The organism is Microbulbifer maximicatervae (SeqCode) (assembly GCF_052467385.1).
The window spans coordinates 1,492,182-1,509,995 of record NZ_CP174311.1 but is presented as its reverse complement, the minus strand read 5'-3'; the positions used below and the strand labels follow the sequence as shown (position 1 = coordinate 1,509,995).

Here is a 17,814-nt window from a genome sequence, read left to right as displayed (position 1 = left end):
TAGAATAGCTAAAGCATCACACCAAAATATCATTTTTAGGATATTCGTTTGCCCCGGAATAACTTGGGCCGCCCAGTCATTAATCTAGGCGGCTAGCTCTACGCTCTTATTTCTCCATCAATTGGCATTGAATACCGGGCCCTCTCCTACCGCTGGCGGCTCTCTTATAAATTTCCTATAACTGCCCCTCAAGAGAACACGATTCCTGTATAAATCTTCTGGCAAAGAACCACTTTTTGAAGCCTTCCTTAATATGTCTACTTTTTCAAAAATTTTTGAAAACCTCACAACACTGACAACTAAGATCATTTCCACCGCCTAAGCGCGTTACATCCTCTGCGTATGGTCTGGTAGAATCCGCGCCCAAATCGACCCATAGAGATAAACTCGATGCTGAATGCCGACGCTCTAAAACAACTTTCGCAACTGAAAACAGATATTCGCTCCAGTAAGGAGTTTGCCGAAGGCCGGGTTCGCGGCAGTAACGGCAAGTTTGGCTTCGTTGAGTTGGATGACGGGAGGGAAGCCTTCCTGCCTCCCAATGAAATGGAGCGTGTATTTCCCGGTGACCGGGTTCGAGTAAGTCTCTCAGAGGAGAACAAGGGTAAACTCGCGGCGGAGCTCGATGCATTGATCGACAGCCAGCTCGACTACCTTGTTGGCCAGTATGTACAGCGCGGCCAGGGCCACTTTATCCAGCCCACGCAAAATGGCCTGTCCCGCTGGATTTTTCTCCCTCCCAAGGCTCGCGGCAAGGCCCAGCCGGGAGAGTTTATTGCCTGCAAAGTAAACCGCCATCCATTTAAAGACGGCAGAGCCCAGGCCAAGGTGGAAACCGTTATCGGCAAGCCCGATATGCCCGGTATCGAACACGCCTATGTTGTCGCCCAATTCAAGCTGCCTGAGCAATTTGGTGCCGCTGCACAAAAGCAGGCGGACACAATTGCGGAGAAACTGACAACAGTTACCGGTGAGCGCACCGAACTTTCCGAGCTGGGCTTCGCAACTATCGATGCGGAAACCACTCGCGATATGGACGACGCTCTGGCCGTAAGCAGCCGTGACGGGGGCTGGACCCTGCACATTGCTATTGCAGACCCATCGTCGCTAATTGATGAGAACAGCCCCCTGGATAAAGAGGCGTTTAATCGGGCCCACAGCCAGTATTTACCGGGCGAAACCCTACCCATGCTGCCCCGCAACCTGTGTGAGAACCTGTTCTCCCTGGTTCCCGGCGAGCTGCGCCCCGCCCTGGTTATCCATATCGATATCGATAACGATGGCACCATTGGTAATAGCCGCTATGAATTTGCCGCTATTCGCTCCCTGCACAAACTGAGCTATGAACAAGTCAGCCGCTTTATTGAGGGTGACGACTCCGCCGTGCCCCAGGAGCAACAGGACAGTCTGCGTAATTTGGCGGCGATCTACGAAGCGCGCGCCGCATACCGTGCCAGCCACTCACTGGCAATGGAAGATCGCCCGGACTATGAAATCCGCTTGAACGATCAGCGCAAGATCGAGCGTATCGAAAAGCAGGAACGCAATATCGCTCAGCGAATGGTCGAGGAAGCCATGCTCGCTACCAATATCAGCATGGGTGGCAAACTCGCCGAGATTGAGCAGGGCTGCTTCTCTGTTCACTTGGGCTTCCGCGAAGAGCGCATGGGAGAAGTTCGCAGCCTGCTGAAAGAACTGCTACCTGAGCATGCAGAGGCCGATCTGGGGCAACTGGAGCATTACCTTGCACTGGTTAAGCACCTGGAAAACCATGAAGAGCCGCAGATGAACAACCTGCTAGCCGTGCTCAAGCGTATGCTGCGCCCGGGCCAGCTCGATAACAAGGTAGGGGCTCACCTGGGACTGGGCCTCGAGGCCTACGCCACCGTCACCTCGCCAATTCGCAAGTACAACGACCTGCACAACCACCGCGTTCTGCGCGCTGCTGCGCAGGGAGAGAAAGCCTCCACACTGGCCGATGATAAAATTGAATCCCTGCAGGAAAGCCTGATTCGCGGTCGCCAGGCCAACCGAGCCCTGGAGCAATGGCTCTACGCTCAATTTATCGAGAAGAAAGTTGGCCAGGAATTTACAGGGAAAATTACCCTGGTAAACGGCGCAGGCATCGGCGTGCGACTCGACGACTTTGGTATTGACGGCTTTGTGCGCATGAATGGCGATAAGAAGAACCTGCCCACCTTCGATGGCAAGCACCTGGTTCTTACACACAATGAAAAACGCTTCCACCTAGAACAGGAAGTTTCAGTTAAAGTAGCGTCTGTCGATGTAGACAAACGACGCATCGCCTTTGAACTGAACGCTGAAAAAACTGAGGCTGCCGACGCGGCCCAGAAATAAATTCCTGCACATTTACCCAAGCCCGGCGCTCGCCGGGCTTTCCTGCCGGGGGCCAAAGCCCACCGCCTTTGATCGGCCAGCTAGCTTATAGCTCCGGCACCAATAGAATAAATCGAGGCCACTCATGAGCAATATTGCTGAATTGAACCCAACTCCACTGTGGGCACACTTTTCCAAGCTCTGTGAAATTCCACGCCCATCCAAACATGAAGACCGCGTAGTGGAGCATATCGTTAACTTCGCTAAAGCACGCGGCCTAGGCGTTCAGCTGGATGAAATCGGCAATATTGTGATCAAGAAGCCGGCCACTCCTGGTATGGAAAACCGCAAGACACTGGCCCTGCAGAGCCATGTGGATATGGTGCCGCAGAAGAATGCCGACACTGAGCACGACTTTCTCACTGACCCAATCAAACCCTACGTGGATGGAGACTGGGTAACTGCGGAAGGCACCACACTCGGCGCAGACAATGGTATTGGCGTTGCCGCAATCCTGGCCCTGATGGAATCTACTGATATTCCCCACCCCGCCTTGGAAGCCCTGCTGACAATCGATGAAGAAGCGGGCATGACCGGCGCCAAGAATCTTAAGCCTGGCTACTTTGAAGCTGACCTGCTCCTCAACCTGGATACTGAAGATGAAGGTGAGCTGTATATCGGCTGTGCCGGCGGTGTCGACGTCAATGTCAGCCTGCCCTATACGCCAGAAGCGATCCTGCCCGGTGCCGAAGCAGTAAAACTCTCTGTTCGCGGCCTCCGTGGCGGGCATTCAGGCTTGGATATCGACAAAGGCCGAGGCAATGCCAACAAGATCGCAAACCGCATTATCCACGCCGCTCTAACCCAGGTCCCCGAGCTGCGTATTGCCAGCCTGGATGGCGGTAGCCTGCGCAATGCGATTCCCCGCGAATCCTTCACAACCCTTGTCGTGCCTTCAGTAGCGGTCGATAAAGTACAGGAAATTGTAAAAAGCGAAAGCGCTCAAGTTGCCCGTGAACTGGACAATGAAGCGGCACTGGACATCACCCTGGAAGCTACCGAAACTCCAGCCAACACCCTCGACGCAGATAGCCAGTTGACCCTTATTCGCGCAATCCGCTGCTGCCCCAATGGTGTTGAGCGAATGAGCACTGCTCTCGAAGGCATTGCTGAATCATCCAACAATCTGGCCCGTGTTGTAACAATGGAGGAGAACGGTGAGCATCGAGTAAAAATCCAATGTCTTGTACGCAGCCTCTCTGACAGTGCCCGCGACCAACACGGCCTCAATGTCGCCGCCACCTTCCAGCTGGCAGGTGCAGAAACAACACTGGACAACGACTACCCTGGCTGGACACCAAATCCCGAATCACCGCTGCTGGCGATGATGAAGGATGTCTACAAAGAGATGACTGGCGAGGAAGCTGAAGTAAAAGTTATTCACGCCGGCCTGGAGTGCGGATTGCTGGCCAAACCCTACCCCAACTGGGATATGGTTTCCTTTGGCCCAACCATTCGCCGCGCTCACTCTCCTGAAGAGAAGGTACATATCCAGAGTGTCGCCAATTTCTGGGATTACTTTATTAAAGTGGTCCAGGCAATTCCCACTCGCGACTAATTGCCCAATCGGGCCTCGGGTTACCCCGAGGCCCGACACCTTGCCTTTCCACACCGCCCTCCAATTACTACACCCAACGCATCAACCACACTAAAAACTGCTTTCTAGCTATTGTTAGAGAGCCACTGGGCTATTTTAATATTTCTTAACTCCACAGGTGCCCCGGGAAAATGAAGGAGAGTTATTCACTTGGTGCAAAAGCCTCAGAGCAGAAACGCCTGCTGTTACAGAGGAAAATCTACGGGGATACAGAAGACATACATTTTCCTTCAAACTATCAAGTAGCAGAGTTTGGTTGTGGTGCAGGCGCCAATCTCTGGATTGCGCAAGAGGTATCCGCTGGTAGTTATATTGGCCTCGATATCCAGCCTGCCCAGTTAAACAAAGCCGAGCAAACAGCCCAAATGTTGGGGCTTTGCAACACAGAATTTAAGCTCTGTAATGCAGAAAAATCAGGGTTAGCAGATTCATCGGTAGATGCAGCTTTTGCACGCTTGGTTTTGATACATCTTCCAAACCCAAAAACCATGCTGCAAGAAATGATTCGCGTTGTACGCCCCGGTGGCAGACTTATCATTCACGAGCCTTACGACGCAACCTATTACACTGGCCCCGACAAGTTCAACCTAATGAAATGCTTCCGTGCACGTAATACGCTGGCCTACGGCAATGGGCGCGGTTCTCCTGAAATAGCCGTTAATCTTTTTCCAGTACTATCCTCCCTAAAGATCAGCGAAGTTGTAGTTTCACCCCATGTGATCAATGCCAATGGAAAAAGTGACGGGATTAGGTGTAAAAACTTACTGGAAAATATCATTGGACTTATAGAGCCTGTATCCGCAGAGTTAATTGCACAGAGCAAAATCACCCCTGAAGAATGGAAATCTGCACAACAAGAGGCCGGTATAGTTACCGCATACACTTTCCACACACAAACGCTTTGGAAAGCTACCGCCCAAGTTACCTAGCGGTAGAGAAATTGGAGATCCAATGTTGCGCTACCTCGTTGCGGCGACAAATCCAAATGGGTTCAAATCGCTGGATATATTTCAAGAAACGATAAACTCCAGCAGCCCTGGCAGGGTGGCCGCTGACTCGCCCATGTAGTCCAACACTCATCAACTTAGGACTCACGCTCCCTTCCCGCCAAAGCTGATCGAAAGCGCCTTTTAGCAATAAAAAGAAATCATCGGCAGTCGTGCACCCACTGGGCAGCAGGTACTGAATATCGTTATTCACCAAGGTGTAGGGAATCACCACCAATGAATCTGATTTCTGTTCCCAGAATGGCAAATCATCACTGTAGGAATCTGACGTATACAGTAATCCATCAATTTCTCGTACCAATGATCTAGTATGGGAGCTTACCCGGCCTGTATACCACCCAAACGGAGGCCTAGCGGTTAACTGCTCGATTATCTTAACAGTGAGCTGAATATCGTGTTTTTCTCGACCCTTAGGAGTATCTTTATAATCAATCCACCGGTATCCATGGCCAGCAATCTCATGTCCCGCTTCAACCAGGGCCAGCGCTAAAATCGGATTAAGCTCTAACGCCTGACCGGTAGCAAAAACTGTTAAAGGTACGTTGTAACTATTAAAGATATCGAGAAGCCGCCAGACACCAGCGCGAGAACCATACTCATACATACTCTCTACACTGAAATCCCGCCCTCCAACCCGTGCAGGCCTGCCAGGAAGTTCATGTAGGTAAGATTCCGATTGGCTATCGCCGTTTAGCTTGGTGGATTCTGATCCCTCCTCTAAGTTCAAGACAAACTGAATTGCAATGCGGGCCTGATCAGGCCAACGGGGATGAGGTGGACGCCCAGCGTAACCCTCCAGATTTCTCTTGTGCATCAACCCAGCTCAAATGTCGTTACACCAAAAATTCGGTCCCGCGCAATATCCGGCATTGGCCCCAGGTACATCCTTGCGCAGCCAAAAACTTCCTCCATTCCATAGTGCTTGGCCAGCGACATAGCCGCAGGATTATTTTCCGGCACATCCAGAAAGATAGGTCCATCATCTGCAAATGAGACCAGTCGCTTCAGCAACGTATCTGCCACTTTATAGCTATTTGCAAACAGAGGACCGACTTTACATCCATTGCGGCAACGCCTGATTACACCATAGCCACAAAGACTTCCAAATTGGACATAGCCCAAACTCAGAGCCTCTGGCTGGGAAATCCATGCTTTCAGAAATACCCGTCTACTTGCGGGAAAGCAGGTCCTGTCGTAAGCAATTATTTGATCGAAAGAAACTTCACTAAGCTGGATAACTTCATCAGGGCATTGAGTACTCACACCCTCAAAAGCAGAAAGCTCGACTCGATAACGGAGATTCCGATGGGAGAAGTTAAAACCGCCGCGGGCATAGTAATCCTGCATCGCAAATACCCCATCCATACCGATGCTTGCATCAGGCCTCAACCGGGTTTTTAAGCGGTCCCGTCGAATATACCAAAGTCTATTACCAAACCCATGACCTCTGAATTCAGGCCTAACGATAAAGAATCCCATAAAACCGAAATCATCACCGTACGCAGTAATTGCCCCTCCTCCAATCAAGTCACCCCGAACTTCCGCCGCAATGTAAGCTTCTGGATCTGTTTTCCAGAAAATTTCTGCATCGTGCAACCCCGGATTCCAGCCTTCAAGTGCAGCCCAGTCAACCAGTAAACCCACTTCTTTACGTGTCATCTCCCGAACAGTAAATGATTCATGCATTGACTTAGACTCTTCTCGTTATCGTATTTATTCAGCTACCTGGAGCGAGGAACTTAAAGGGTTCTGAAGGACTCAACTTAGATGCCACTTCCCCACCAGTATCCATTGGAGTATCTAATTTCATTGTCATTACTTTAGATCCCGGCTCAATAGAAACACTATCCATATCCAACCAAATTACTGATGGATTAATAACAGAGTCGAAATAGTAGCGGCTACTTTTTTGATCAATAACCGACCGCCACAATGTTGAGGCTATATTGGGTTTATCTGGATCATCCATTCCCAGCGGCACGCTGACAGCACGAATTTGGGAGAATGCGGATGCTAATGCATCGCGATACTTTTTATATTCTGGTGATGTTTTTAAAGCATAACTCGCCCGTACAAACCTGTCCGCCGCACTAATTGTACCCGGTAGAAAGTTTTGGCCTCCAATTGAATTCCAATAGGAATTGATTGCCAGTTGCTGATCATAAGGAGGAGAATTAGTCATTACCGTAAACTGCTTACCGTGATGGATCTTTAGCACACCATCAAGATATTCAAAAATAGCGGAATCACCACTGGGGTCTGAAATTGCAATATGTGTACTTGCCGGTCTCCCATTGGGAAGGTCTGCGCCAACCACAGTGAATGGGTCACTCTTTAACCCCTTTACCGCAGCATCAACCGTTGCGTAGTTATCCAGGATGTATTGCAACCAGGCCCCAACAGAGATAGTCGGCTTATCCCTATCGGCAGCACTCCCATAATCTGCCTCAGCCAAGTATAAAAGGTTGCCTACGAGGCCCTTTTCATTGAGCCCATCAGTTGTAGCCGCATCGTAAATACTGATAACAATTGAGCCAAACTTCGATGTCCAAGTAATAGATTTTGGGCCCAAGCCACCATTGCGCTCCATCCCCTGAGGAAAAACCCAAAATGCCATAGCTGCATCGGTATCACTCCAGTCCATGCTACGGGCAGTAATATAGGTCTTATCACCAGTTTCATAGAGTATTCGGGTACAAGCAATCGAAGACCTGGGCTCGAGTAGGCACAGCACTACAACAACAAAAACCATAACGGAGTTTATAGCTTTAGAAAAACATGAAATCCTTTTCACTTTGCCAACCATCCCTCGAAATCATTAATTAATATACTGATCGTTTACAGTCACTATAATCGGCTATAAACAATAGAAAGTCCGGTTTCCATCATAGATGGCCAACAATGGTGAGACTGTCTTTCATTCCAATACTTGGCAACCTTGGCGTAAAGGTCCAGAAACTGACACCGCTTTCAACATTTACAGTTCAAATATCTTGTAACTTCAGTAAACTTTTACAGCTTATCAGCTTCACGCTAAAAGCATTCATTTTGGTATAGGCCACTCAAATAAAAACTATTTGAAAAACTGTACACCTATTAACCAGAAAGAAATGCCCCCTCTTATCGAAGTAGCAATAAGGCCAATCACGGAGCCCCTAATGAACTCAATTGGCAGACTGGTAATCCTAGTCAACAACTATGAAGAAGCTATTGCCTTTTATCGTGACAAATTGGGGTTTGAAGTATTTATTGACTCTCAAGCAGCACCACATCGATTTGTTCATATTCGACTTCCGGCACAAAAAGATATGGGTATATGGTTACTTCAGGCAACTTCTGAAAGCCAGCAAAAGAAAGTGGGAGCACAAACTGCAGGGCAGCCTTGTGCCGTTATTTATACAGATAATTTTGATAGAGAGTATAAAAAACTTGCAAAAAATGGCGTTCACTTCAGCAAGCCACCCACTTCTGAAGGGGGTGCAGAGTTTGCCCACTTTAAAGATCTCTACGGCAACGAATTTATTTTAGTTGAACTACAAAAAGAAACCGTAGAGTAAATTTTAACCTGTCGCTTCTGATTCCTCCACAGAGTGCGGTGTAAGCAGCGACAGTTCTTCACCTTCGCTAGTCTCCCCCCTTAGCCGCGATGGGATAACTTCCGGTAAGCAATTTAAGAAAAGAGCCACGAAGCGGCTTTTCCCCCTCCAATCAATAAATCTTTTTCTTTTCTATATTTACATCTCGTTTTGTATCACATATAAATCGAGTAACACTCAGTTGACATATCTCTATGTCCAATGTCCTTCGATTAGTGTAAAGCTGACTATCGCACAAAATTTCACCACTGAGATGCACCACAGCTAGCTACTGGCTCGCGTACTTATATATGGAAATACTCACTTACTGAAACCATTTTCACACAGAAAAAACAAAGGCAGGAGCAAACCTTGGCAGAAGGTTATATCTCCAGAATAGAGCCAATTGGAATAACAATGAGAAGAAGCTTAATTATGCTGGTGCCCGGACTGACACGAGTCACCAGCACCGCCCAACTGTCAGAGTTCACCGAGGGAATGATCGCAGCCAGTGAGCGTATGCCTCTCACTCAGATTTCTGATCCTACCGTCCCTGCCGGCATCAACCGCCTGAGGGTCAACGGTAAACAGGAGCTTGATCTGGTTGAAGCTTACTGGAACGACTTGGTTCCTAGCATTACCCAGCAGAGCCTGAAAGTCCGCTTAGCCCGAGGCTTCTCCCTAATCTGGTTCTGGCTGGCCAACCTCCATATTTGGAAAGGGGTGCTTAAACGAAAGTACCTGACATTTGGTCTAACCCTTTCAGCATTAGCCTTTATTGTTTGGTACATTGGTACCATCATTTTGTTTGTCGAAGCTGTTGAGCCCACCAGTGACAGCCCGTTTTATCCCGCAGTACAACAGCTCAAGCAAGGTGTTGAGTATATAGGGGGCTGGCGGATCTGGCTGATTGCTACTGCCGTTGTTGCCGTTATGCCGGTTACCTTACTAGTAGATATTTCTGACTTTTGTAAGCGCTATCTCACCAATGAGCCGGCGGCCAAGGGCAAGCCTGCAGTCCGCTTTGAGATTATCCGACGGGTCAGAGAACAGCTCGAAAACAGTATTAAACTATACGACTACGATTCCGTAACAATTGTCGGACACAGTTTTGGCAGTGTTGTTACTGTAGACCTTTTTGCCGATCTTCCGCCAATCGGTAAACCTATCCGTATCCTAACAATGGGGTCCCTAATCGAAGTTCTGGGTAAGCAAGCTCCTTGGCTGCAGAATGAAGTAGAACAACTGTCACAAAGAAAAGATCTAATCGAGTGGATTGATATCAAGTCTCACTCAGACTGGTTTGCCAGTGGTTCTGCGGTCCCAGCACGCCACCACTGTTATGAGAGAATTATCGGGTCTTACGGTACTTTTCCGGACAAACTGGCAGCTCGAGTTCACTCCCGATATTTCGATAATCAGGAGGCTGTTCGCTTACTGCTGACTTACTTTGAAAAGAAAAATGATCCCAGTATTTCGCCGACCTCGCACGAGATATTGGAACCAGTATAAATGGGTACCCAGACGAGAAAATTGGAAATAACTGAATATCTCTCAGCCACCCCTTAGGCGGCTGAAAAGAGCCGAATTGAACTATTAAAATGAAAATTAAAGGGGGAGTTGTCATGATAAGGCAGCCAAAAGCAATCTTTGCAGTTTTAGCCATTCTTACCATTCTAGTTAGCGGATGCTCACAAATGGCGCCGCGCTATGATGCCGCGCTATACTCAGATTTAACCACTGTCAATGTAGAGATAATGGAATTTTTCTCTTCAGTTTCCAGTGGAACCAACAAAGATTCTTACTTAAAAAGAGATGAGAGATACCATGCATTGATCGGCAAAGTAGATGCGCTGGCAATGCAATCGAAAACCCGCCCTGCGCCTGAAAGTAAACTACTCAAAAAGATTAACAACTATTTGGAATCCTCTGGCAGGAATATTAGCTTTGAGCGGGAACCCCCCAGTGTTGCGTCACTGGAGAAAATTTCAGAGAGTTTGAACATGATGCGCACGGTAGATGAAGATAAGGGCCTAAACGCAACCGCTGTTTCTCTATTCAAAAATGAAATTGTTGTTTCCATGGACCAAGCACTCACCTATGAGTCTTTTCTGAATCGCTGAGGAAATTACTATGTCTATTGACGTTAACCAACTCGTTGCCGATATCAAAGGGGCAGCTTCTGCGGTAATCAACAGTGATATTTCTGAACTCAGGGGATTTTCCGAGCGCCAGTTATCCGCAATGGCTCAGCAAACAAAAATGATTGCTAAAGCAATTGCATCTGATGAAATATCTGGCGACCTGCAAGATTACTTTCTCGACTCCCTGGAGGATATGGCCAAGAACTTCGCCAACACTTTACGTGGACTCCTGTTAGTCACCATTGAGAAAGTCTGGAATGCAGTTCTGGGAGTTCTTTGGGGAACAATTGAAGCTTGCACCGGCATTTCCTTGAAAGCTGCTATCTGATTTCTGTTTAAATTGGGCTGAGGTAACTCAGCCCTCCCCCCTACACTCAATCAAGATTACTCACCGGATCACCCCCACTACTAAGGACACTATTCAGTCAGTCTGAAACAGCTCATGTTTCTGGCTCTCAGGATTTATTGAGCATTCACCAACGGGTAAAAAGAGTTTAACCCCCCTGTAAAGAATTATTCATCAAGACGCGTCAATGTACGCGCGCAAATAACCCAAGCCACTAACCAGGCTGGTTAACACTTGCTGAATCACTACAAACTGGGGTATCCCGATGAATACTAAAAAGACCTACCTGGCAGCCGCCATTTCAGTGGCCACAATAATGAGTGCCAGTCCCGTGACCGCTGAAGACCTCAGCAACGCACAAATTGAAGAAGTAATGGTTCTGGGCTCCGGTAGCACTTTTAACAGCAGCGAAGTATCTGAGGCAATGCGCAAGCAACAGTCCTCTATCACCAGCGTTAATGCATTGATCGATAACCTCCCCGGTGTCTCAGTCAATGAAGGAGATACTTACGGCTTTGACGACTGGTCAACCAATATCAGTATTCGCGGATTTACTAACAGCTTAGATGAACAGCAAATTGGCACCACCATCGATGGTATTCCCAATGGCGGTTCGAATTACGGTGGAGGCTCAAAAGCAAACCGCTTTGTTGATCCGGGTAATATCGGTTCAGTAGAAGTATCACAGGGCACTTCAGATATCGCTTCACGTTCCCACGAAGCCCTGGGAGGCACTATTGATTATCGTACTGATGATCCTTTGGACACACAGCGCAGTCGAATAGAACTGTCCACAGGCGAATTTGATGCACAGAGAGTATATTTTCGCTATGACACTGGTATTTTTGCCGGGAACAGCAAAGCCTGGATCTCATACTCTAACCAGGAAGCGACCGACTGGATTACTGAAACTGCTGAGAATGAACGAGAGCACATCGCGGCAAAACTAGTGACCAGCTTGGAAGCTGGTACCATCAAGGCCTACATATCTTACGACGATATCCACGAAGATAATTATCAACGAGTCTATTCGGACGCCCAATTTGAAGAGTACCCTGAAAACGATTTCCTTACCGGCAACTGGTCCGGTATTCCCTATATCGATCAACTCTATCGCCGTGGCTGGTCTACCTTGCGCGAGAACCTGCTGGCCTACACCCAGTTCGATTTTGACCTGACAGACTCATTCAATCTACAGGCCGGACTCTACTACCACAGCAACGAAGGCCGTGGGGACTGGGTGCCCCCTTACCTGGTTGATATTACAGATGACAGCGAACAGGGCGAGTCCGAGTTCCTCGGCGGCTCAACTGCCTATGGCGGTAGCCAGTCGGGCATCATTTATTTTGTTGATGCCAATGGCAATGCCCTTACTTACGATGAAACATGTACAGCGTCAGTCACCAATATCTATGGCGATTCAGGACCAGCCTACAGTCCAGATTGCTATGCAGAAGGCGCCATACCCGCGATGTCTTATCGGCACACTCATTATGAGAAAGAGCGTGCCGGATTGACTCTAGACTTTACATACGCTACCACCATCGCCGGGTTGGACAATGAGCTACGAGGCGGCCTCTGGTATGAAGACTCCACCCGTGACGAACACCGCGATTGGCACAAAATCACTGATGCAACTCAGGGTGCCAGTTTCAATTCAACACCCTACTGGGTGCAATACGACCGCAGTTATCCCTCAACCAGCACAAAGTGGTATTTACAGAACTCCCTGACCATCGACACTCTCACTTTGACACTGGGCGCCAAGCAGTTCTTTGTCGATGTTGAAAGGGAAGATCTGTTTCAGGAGTCTTCCGATGCAAGTGTTGACTCTGATTCAGATATCCTGCTCTCCGCCGGTTTGATTTGGGAAACACCCCTGGAAGGTGCAGAGCTGTTCGCAGGCTACGCTGAAAACTTTAAGGCGATTGGAGACAGCGTATTAGAGCGGCCCGATTCAGATCTCGACAATATCGAACCGGAAACCTCAGAGACCACAGAGCTAGGGCTTCGCTATACCGCCGATAATTTCTCGGCAACTGCCACCTACTTTCAAAATGATTTTGAAAACCGGATCATTTTCCTGGATAACAATACTTCCGCAGGTAATAACTATTTGATAGGTACCAATGGGACCTATTTTAATGCCGGCGGAATCGAATCTGATGGTCTGGAACTTTTCCTGGACTACGATTTATCAGAAACTCTAAATCTCTATACATCCTATACCCTGCTGGACACTACTTATATTGGCTCAGGAAACTCAGCAGTAGATGAAACTCAAGGAATAACACCAGGGAATGACGTAGTCGGAATAGCTGATCAACTCTATGTGATTGGCCTGGATTGGAATTCTGAAATATTTTACGGTGGCATCTCCAGTAAGTTTACCGGAGATCGCTTTGTCGACTTAGACAATAGCTGGACAGCTGACTTCTATGTAGTTGTCGATGCCTACCTGGGCATGAATCTGGGAGAATTTAGCCCGGCACTACGGGGAGCCAACCTGAATTTAGTGATAAATAATTTACTGGATGAGGATTACTTAGGAACTGTCGTTTCTGGCGGTGCCTGGATTGGTGCTCCACGGACAGCCTCACTCTCTGCAACTATTGATTTTTAAGATTTTTTTGGCAGCCACACAATCGGCTGGAAATGCCAGCCGATTGTGCGTATGTTTAGTCAAGCAGTAGATTCAAAAACAAAGTGCAATAAATAATAAATATAGTCGAAAAATAATTTTGATTATTTGCGACAAATATAAATGATCCAAAAATATGCAAAGAGCTCTTTCAATGAACAGATTGACTACAGCAACCCTGACCCTGTTTCTTTCTACTCAATCCCTTGCCGCAGACAACCTCGTATTAGTTACTATCGACGGCTTGCGCTGGCAGGAAGTGTTCTCCGGTTATGACCCTGAACTTCTCAACCACACAGAGTTCACTGAAAATAAACAAGACCTTATCAATCACTTTCACGGCGATTCACTCATCGAAAAACGTCAAAAATTATTGCCTTTTATCTGGCAAACAGTGGCTAAAGAAGGGGTTTTAATTGGCAATCGCGACAAGGGGTCTAAAGCACAAGTTACCAATAGCTGGTGGTTTTCCTATCCCGGTTACAATGAGATTTTAACCGGCTCCGCCGACCCCAAAATCAATAGTAATGACCCAACCCCCAATGCCAATACTACCTTTCTCGAGTGGCTAAACAGCAAATCTGAGTACAAAGGCCAAATCGCTGCATTCGGTAGCTGGGGGGTATTCTCCTCGATACTTAATCGTGATCGCAGTGGTATTTACATTAACGCGGGGCTGGAAGCTGCCGATTGGCCAAAATTGAGCCAAAGAGCAGGGTTTCTCAATGATTTGCAGCGGCAACTGCCGGTTTTCTGGGAAAACGTGCGGCCCGATGCATTTACCTATGGATTTGCAAAAGAGTACTTAATTAGCAAAAAGCCCAAGGTAATGTACATTGCCCTGGGTGAAACCGACGATTTTGCCCACGATGAGGAATATCACCAGTATCTCCACTCCGCACATCGGAGCGACATGATACTCGCCAAACTCTGGCAGACACTGCAATCTCTTGATCAATACCGAGACAATACCAATCTACTCATTACCGTTGACCACGGGCGCGGCAACACCGCTGAATCCTGGCCCCACCACGCCAGTGGCCCAGCCCTGACCCAATACTTCGGTAAAGAAGACCACCCCCACAAAGCGGGTATACCCGGCTCCAATGAAATCTGGATTGCCGCACTGGGCCCAGACATTAAAGCCTTGGGAGAAGTATCCAGGGGAGAAGCCATTTTTCAGGATCAGATAGCCGCAACCGCACTACAACTGCTCGGCCATAAGTCAGAAGAGTTCTCGCAGGATAGTGGCAAAGCAATAGACAGTATTCTCAAATAAACCTTTGTTCAGCCAGGCCTGACAAGTTCGGCTGAACAAATTTTCACCGCCTTGGACCAGTAATATTCTGGAGCTTGATAACAACTTAAAGAACCCATCAATTAAGTGTTAACAGGCTCTAGCTGCCCCGCCCCGGTTTCCGCATAATGCAGGCCGCACTCGCAACTGAAAACAGATGGCCTGATGTATGTGGTTTAAAAACCTCCGTATTTATCGTTTGACGAAAGAATTTTCCCTGGATGCTGAAAAATTGAACGAATTGCTGGAGCCCCATGCATTTGTTCCCTGTGGCAGTCAGGACAGCACTCGCTATGGGTGGGTGCCTCCACTAGGGCGCCACGGCAGCCAGTTGGTGCACGCAACGAATGGCTACCTAATGGTCTGTGCTAAGAAGCAAGAAAAAGTGATTCCTGCTGCGGTAGTCAATGAGAAAGTTGAAGAGCTGGCACAAGCTATTTCTGAAAAAGAAGCCCGGCAGGTAGGTCGCAAGGAGCGGCAAAACCTTAAAGACGAGATTCTCCTTGAAATGCGCCCCAAGGCATTCGCTCGCTCCCGTCTGCAATATGCCTATATTGCACCTCAGGATGGTTGGGTAGTGGTTGACGCCTCTTCTGCCTCCGCCGCCGAGGAACTGCTGGAGAACCTCCGCGAGGCTATCAGTAGCCTTGCCGTGGTACCACTCTCCGCTAAGAACCTGCCACAGCAAACGATGACCCACTGGCTCAGTGCCCCTGAAGCACCGCATCAGTTTGATTTTGGCCACGAATGCGAGTTGCGCGATCCCAAAGACAGCGGCAGTGTTATCCGCTGTAAAAACCAGGACCTCTGTGCAGAGGAAATTCACAATCACTTGGTGGCGGGACTACAAGTGCACAAGCTGGGGCTGACCTGGCGTGGGGGCGTTGAATTCCTGGTAGATGATCAGCTGTCCCTAAAGCGTATCAAGTTCAGTGACGAGCTTCTGGAGAAGGCCGATAGTGCCGATGCAGAAAGTGCAGCCCAGAGATTTGATGCAGATTTTGCGGTGATGACTCTGGAGATCTCAGCCCTGACCAAAGACTTGCTCTCCGCCTTCGGTGGCGTCAACACCGAGTCGGCTAGCGTTGAGGAACTGGTCGCCAAAGCCAGCCGCCAAGAAGCGGAGGCCCTGGCCAAAGAGGTAGAAGAGGTCGTTCTTTAGGGAACTCACATTATGATGCGTACCTGAAAGGCACGTATCACCTGCCCCCTACCCCACCAATCAGATCTCAACCATTGGGCGGCCAGGTTCGGTCCACTGGACGTGATACTTGCGCTGCTCAGGCTGGTCCACACGCGCAAAGGTATGGGCTCCAAAGAAATCACGCTGTCCTTGTAGCAGGTTCGCCGGCAGCGACTCGGTGCGGAAGGCATCGTAGTAATTGAGCGCCGATGACAGGGCCGGCACCGGAATACCATTCAGAGTGGCGCTCGCCACCGCTTGGCGCCAGTTGGCCTGGTGATCGGCAATCTGCTGGGTGAAGAAATCATCCAGTAGCAAGTTGGAAAGCTTGGAATCTCGATCGTAAGCATCGCTGATAGATTGCAGGAACACTGCTCGAATGATGCAACCTGCACGCCAAATTCTGGCAATTTCAGAGAAGTTCAACTGCCATCCCTGCTCCCGCGCAGCCAGCTTCATCAAATCGAAGCCCTGAGCGTAAACACAGATCTTTGCGCAGTAGAGAGCGTCGTGCAGCTGTGCAATCACTTCTTCCCGTTGCTCTGGAGCCACTGGTGTCAACTCAGGCCCTTGCAGTTTCTTCGCTGCGCGGGTACGCAATACCTTCCGGGTAGATAATGAACGGGCGTAAACCGCTTCGGCAATACTCGGGGCCGGACAGCCCACTTCCAGGCTGCTCATGGCTGTCCACAGACCAGTACCTTTTTGGCCTGCACGGTCGAGGATAACGTCTACCAGCGGCTGTTCTGTCACGGAGTCCAAGGTAGAAAGCACTTCTGCACTGATATTGATCAGATAGCTGTTCAGCGGGCCTCGGTTCCACTCGCGGAATACTTCTGCAATTTCCTCTGGGGCCATACCCAGCGCCGTGCGCATCACATGGTAGGCCTCACAGATCATCTGCATATCGGCATACTCAATACCGTTATGCACCATCTTCACATAGTGGCCTGAGCCTATCGGGCCGATATAAGCCGCACAGGGCTCACCTTCGCGAACCGGATTGCCAGGCTCAAAGCGTTCAATCGGCTGGCCGCTGGCTTTATCCACTTTGGCGGCAATAGCATGCCAAACTGGCTCAATACGACTCCAGGCATAACGGTCGCCGCTGGGCATCAGGGATGGCCCAAAACGAGCTCCCACTTCGCCACCGGATACTGCGGTGGTGAAGAAGATCAATTTGCCTTCATACCGTTTAGCCCGCTCCACAGAGTCGGTCCACAGGCTATTACCAGTATCAACAACGATATCGTCAGCCTTTAAGCCCGCATCGAGCAACTTGCTGCATACATCATCAACGGGGTCTCCAGCCGGAACCGAGAGAATAATCAAGTGCGGGGCTTTAACCTTCGCCAACAGCTCTGTGTAAGAGTTGCAGGCTTCAACACGCGCAGGCAGGTCTCCACGCTCTTTCTTGTCCTGCTCCAGCAGCGCATTCAGCCGGTTGTGATCCAAATCAAAGGCACAGACCCTATAGCCATTGTCGGCCAGGTTCAGGATCAGGTTCTTACCCATCACACCGGCGCCGATAAAGCCAATATCGCACTGTGAATCAGACATCAAGTTCTCCATATAAAGACAGGGGGCTTTCAAGGGCGCGGAGTATAGCAATATGAATCTGGAGCAG

The 17,814-nt window shown here is 49.0% G+C and carries 14 protein-coding genes; 10 read left to right on the top strand and 4 right to left on the bottom strand.

From position 1 onward, the window contains the following. The first annotated feature begins 390 nt into the window (after nucleotides 1-390). From ACJJIR_RS06580 to ACJJIR_RS06570, 3 genes are all read left to right on the top strand, one after another. Nucleotides 391-2,358: a VacB/RNase II family 3'-5' exoribonuclease gene (locus ACJJIR_RS06580; RefSeq protein ID WP_444907731.1), complete on the top strand. Its 1,968-nt coding sequence runs from the start codon at nucleotides 391-393 to the stop codon at nucleotides 2,356-2,358. Nucleotides 2,359-2,482: 124 nt separating this feature from the next. Continuing rightward, nucleotides 2,483-3,955 (top strand): aminoacyl-histidine dipeptidase, encoded by a 1,473-nt coding sequence (locus ACJJIR_RS06575; RefSeq protein WP_444907730.1) that lies wholly within the window; start codon nucleotides 2,483-2,485, stop codon nucleotides 3,953-3,955. Nucleotides 3,956-4,125: 170 nt separating this feature from the next. Continuing rightward, nucleotides 4,126-4,923: a class I SAM-dependent methyltransferase gene (locus ACJJIR_RS06570; protein ID WP_444907729.1), complete on the top strand. Its 798-nt coding sequence runs from the start codon at nucleotides 4,126-4,128 to the stop codon at nucleotides 4,921-4,923. Here the strand turns inward: ACJJIR_RS06570 and ACJJIR_RS06565 are convergent. Genes ACJJIR_RS06565 through ACJJIR_RS06555 form a run of 3 tightly spaced genes read right to left on the bottom strand, consistent with a single transcriptional unit; the run spans nucleotide 4,916 to nucleotide 7,753 of the window. Next, entirely contained in the window at nucleotides 4,916-5,815 is a 900-nt protein-coding gene (locus tag ACJJIR_RS06565) for a polysaccharide deacetylase family protein (RefSeq protein ID WP_444907728.1), read from the bottom strand. The two genes, ACJJIR_RS06570 and ACJJIR_RS06565, sit on opposite strands and share 8 nt — an antisense overlap. Further along, the gene (locus ACJJIR_RS06560) at nucleotides 5,815-6,687 is read right to left on the bottom strand and encodes a GNAT family N-acetyltransferase (RefSeq protein WP_444907727.1); all 873 of its coding nucleotides are present in this window, start codon (nucleotides 6,685-6,687) and stop codon (nucleotides 5,815-5,817) included. Before ACJJIR_RS06560 ends, ACJJIR_RS06565 begins: the two co-directional genes overlap by 1 nt. Before the next feature lie 31 nt (nucleotides 6,688-6,718). Further along, nucleotides 6,719-7,753, bottom strand: a complete 1,035-nt coding sequence (locus tag ACJJIR_RS06555) for a bile salt hydrolase (protein WP_444907726.1) — start codon at nucleotides 7,751-7,753, stop codon at nucleotides 6,719-6,721. A 406-nt stretch (nucleotides 7,754-8,159) separates the two neighbouring features. On the opposite strand from ACJJIR_RS06555, the gene ACJJIR_RS06550 reads away from it, so the two are divergent. From ACJJIR_RS06550 to rdgC, 7 genes are all read left to right on the top strand, one after another. Further along, nucleotides 8,160-8,558, top strand: a complete 399-nt coding sequence (locus ACJJIR_RS06550) for a VOC family protein (protein WP_444907725.1) — start codon at nucleotides 8,160-8,162, stop codon at nucleotides 8,556-8,558. 435 nt (nucleotides 8,559-8,993) lie between these two features. After that, nucleotides 8,994-10,088: an alpha/beta hydrolase family protein gene (locus ACJJIR_RS06545; protein ID WP_444907724.1), complete on the top strand. Its 1,095-nt coding sequence runs from the start codon at nucleotides 8,994-8,996 to the stop codon at nucleotides 10,086-10,088. 89 nt (nucleotides 10,089-10,177) lie between these two features. Then, a complete protein-coding gene (locus ACJJIR_RS06540) occupies nucleotides 10,178-10,699 on the top strand; it encodes a hypothetical protein (RefSeq protein WP_444907723.1) in 522 nt (173 codons plus the stop codon). Between the two features lie 10 nt (nucleotides 10,700-10,709). After that, nucleotides 10,710-11,048: a hypothetical protein gene (locus ACJJIR_RS06535; RefSeq protein WP_413662708.1), complete on the top strand. Its 339-nt coding sequence runs from the start codon at nucleotides 10,710-10,712 to the stop codon at nucleotides 11,046-11,048. Between the two features lie 283 nt (nucleotides 11,049-11,331). Further along, a complete protein-coding gene (locus tag ACJJIR_RS06530) occupies nucleotides 11,332-13,689 on the top strand; it encodes a TonB-dependent receptor domain-containing protein (RefSeq protein WP_444907722.1) in 2,358 nt (785 codons plus the stop codon). Between the two features lie 172 nt (nucleotides 13,690-13,861). Further along, entirely contained in the window at nucleotides 13,862-14,986 is a 1,125-nt protein-coding gene (locus tag ACJJIR_RS06525; protein ID WP_444907721.1) for an alkaline phosphatase family protein, read from the top strand. Nucleotides 14,987-15,173: 187 nt separating this feature from the next. Next, entirely contained in the window at nucleotides 15,174-16,166 is a 993-nt protein-coding gene (gene rdgC, locus ACJJIR_RS06520) for a recombination-associated protein RdgC (protein ID WP_444907720.1), read from the top strand. 60 nt (nucleotides 16,167-16,226) lie between these two features. On the opposite strand, the gene gnd is transcribed toward rdgC, so the two are convergent. Then, nucleotides 16,227-17,747 carry an NADP-dependent phosphogluconate dehydrogenase gene (gene gnd / locus ACJJIR_RS06515; protein WP_444907719.1) on the bottom strand — a complete coding sequence of 507 codons (1,521 nt, stop codon included), beginning with the start codon at nucleotides 17,745-17,747 and terminating at the stop codon, nucleotides 16,227-16,229. Nucleotides 17,748-17,814 lie beyond the last annotated feature (67 nt).

What these genes read in the sequence shown, in the direction of transcription:
- ACJJIR_RS06525 (WP_444907721.1), top strand. Translation starts at nt 13,862, where the DNA reads ATGAACAGATTGACTACAGCAACCCTGACCCTGTTTCTTTCTACTCAA.
- ACJJIR_RS06535 (WP_413662708.1), top strand. Translation starts at nt 10,710, where the DNA reads ATGTCTATTGACGTTAACCAACTCGTTGCCGATATCAAAGGGGCAGCT.
- ACJJIR_RS06545 (WP_444907724.1), top strand. Translation starts at nt 8,994, where the DNA reads ATGAGAAGAAGCTTAATTATGCTGGTGCCCGGACTGACACGAGTCACC.
- ACJJIR_RS06530 (WP_444907722.1), top strand. Translation starts at nt 11,332, where the DNA reads ATGAATACTAAAAAGACCTACCTGGCAGCCGCCATTTCAGTGGCCACA.
- ACJJIR_RS06550 (WP_444907725.1), top strand. Translation starts at nt 8,160, where the DNA reads ATGAACTCAATTGGCAGACTGGTAATCCTAGTCAACAACTATGAAGAA.
- ACJJIR_RS06555 (WP_444907726.1), bottom strand. Translation starts at nt 7,753, where the DNA reads ATGGTTTTTGTTGTTGTAGTGCTGTGCCTACTCGAGCCCAGGTCTTCG.
- ACJJIR_RS06570 (WP_444907729.1), top strand. Translation starts at nt 4,126, where the DNA reads ATGAAGGAGAGTTATTCACTTGGTGCAAAAGCCTCAGAGCAGAAACGC.
- gnd (WP_444907719.1), bottom strand. Translation starts at nt 17,747, where the DNA reads ATGTCTGATTCACAGTGCGATATTGGCTTTATCGGCGCCGGTGTGATG.
- ACJJIR_RS06580 (WP_444907731.1), top strand. Translation starts at nt 391, where the DNA reads ATGCTGAATGCCGACGCTCTAAAACAACTTTCGCAACTGAAAACAGAT.
- ACJJIR_RS06565 (WP_444907728.1), bottom strand. Translation starts at nt 5,815, where the DNA reads ATGCACAAGAGAAATCTGGAGGGTTACGCTGGGCGTCCACCTCATCCC.
- ACJJIR_RS06575 (WP_444907730.1), top strand. Translation starts at nt 2,483, where the DNA reads ATGAGCAATATTGCTGAATTGAACCCAACTCCACTGTGGGCACACTTT.
- rdgC (WP_444907720.1), top strand. Translation starts at nt 15,174, where the DNA reads ATGTGGTTTAAAAACCTCCGTATTTATCGTTTGACGAAAGAATTTTCC.
- ACJJIR_RS06560 (WP_444907727.1), bottom strand. Translation starts at nt 6,687, where the DNA reads ATGCATGAATCATTTACTGTTCGGGAGATGACACGTAAAGAAGTGGGT.
- ACJJIR_RS06540 (WP_444907723.1), top strand. Translation starts at nt 10,178, where the DNA reads ATGAAAATTAAAGGGGGAGTTGTCATGATAAGGCAGCCAAAAGCAATC.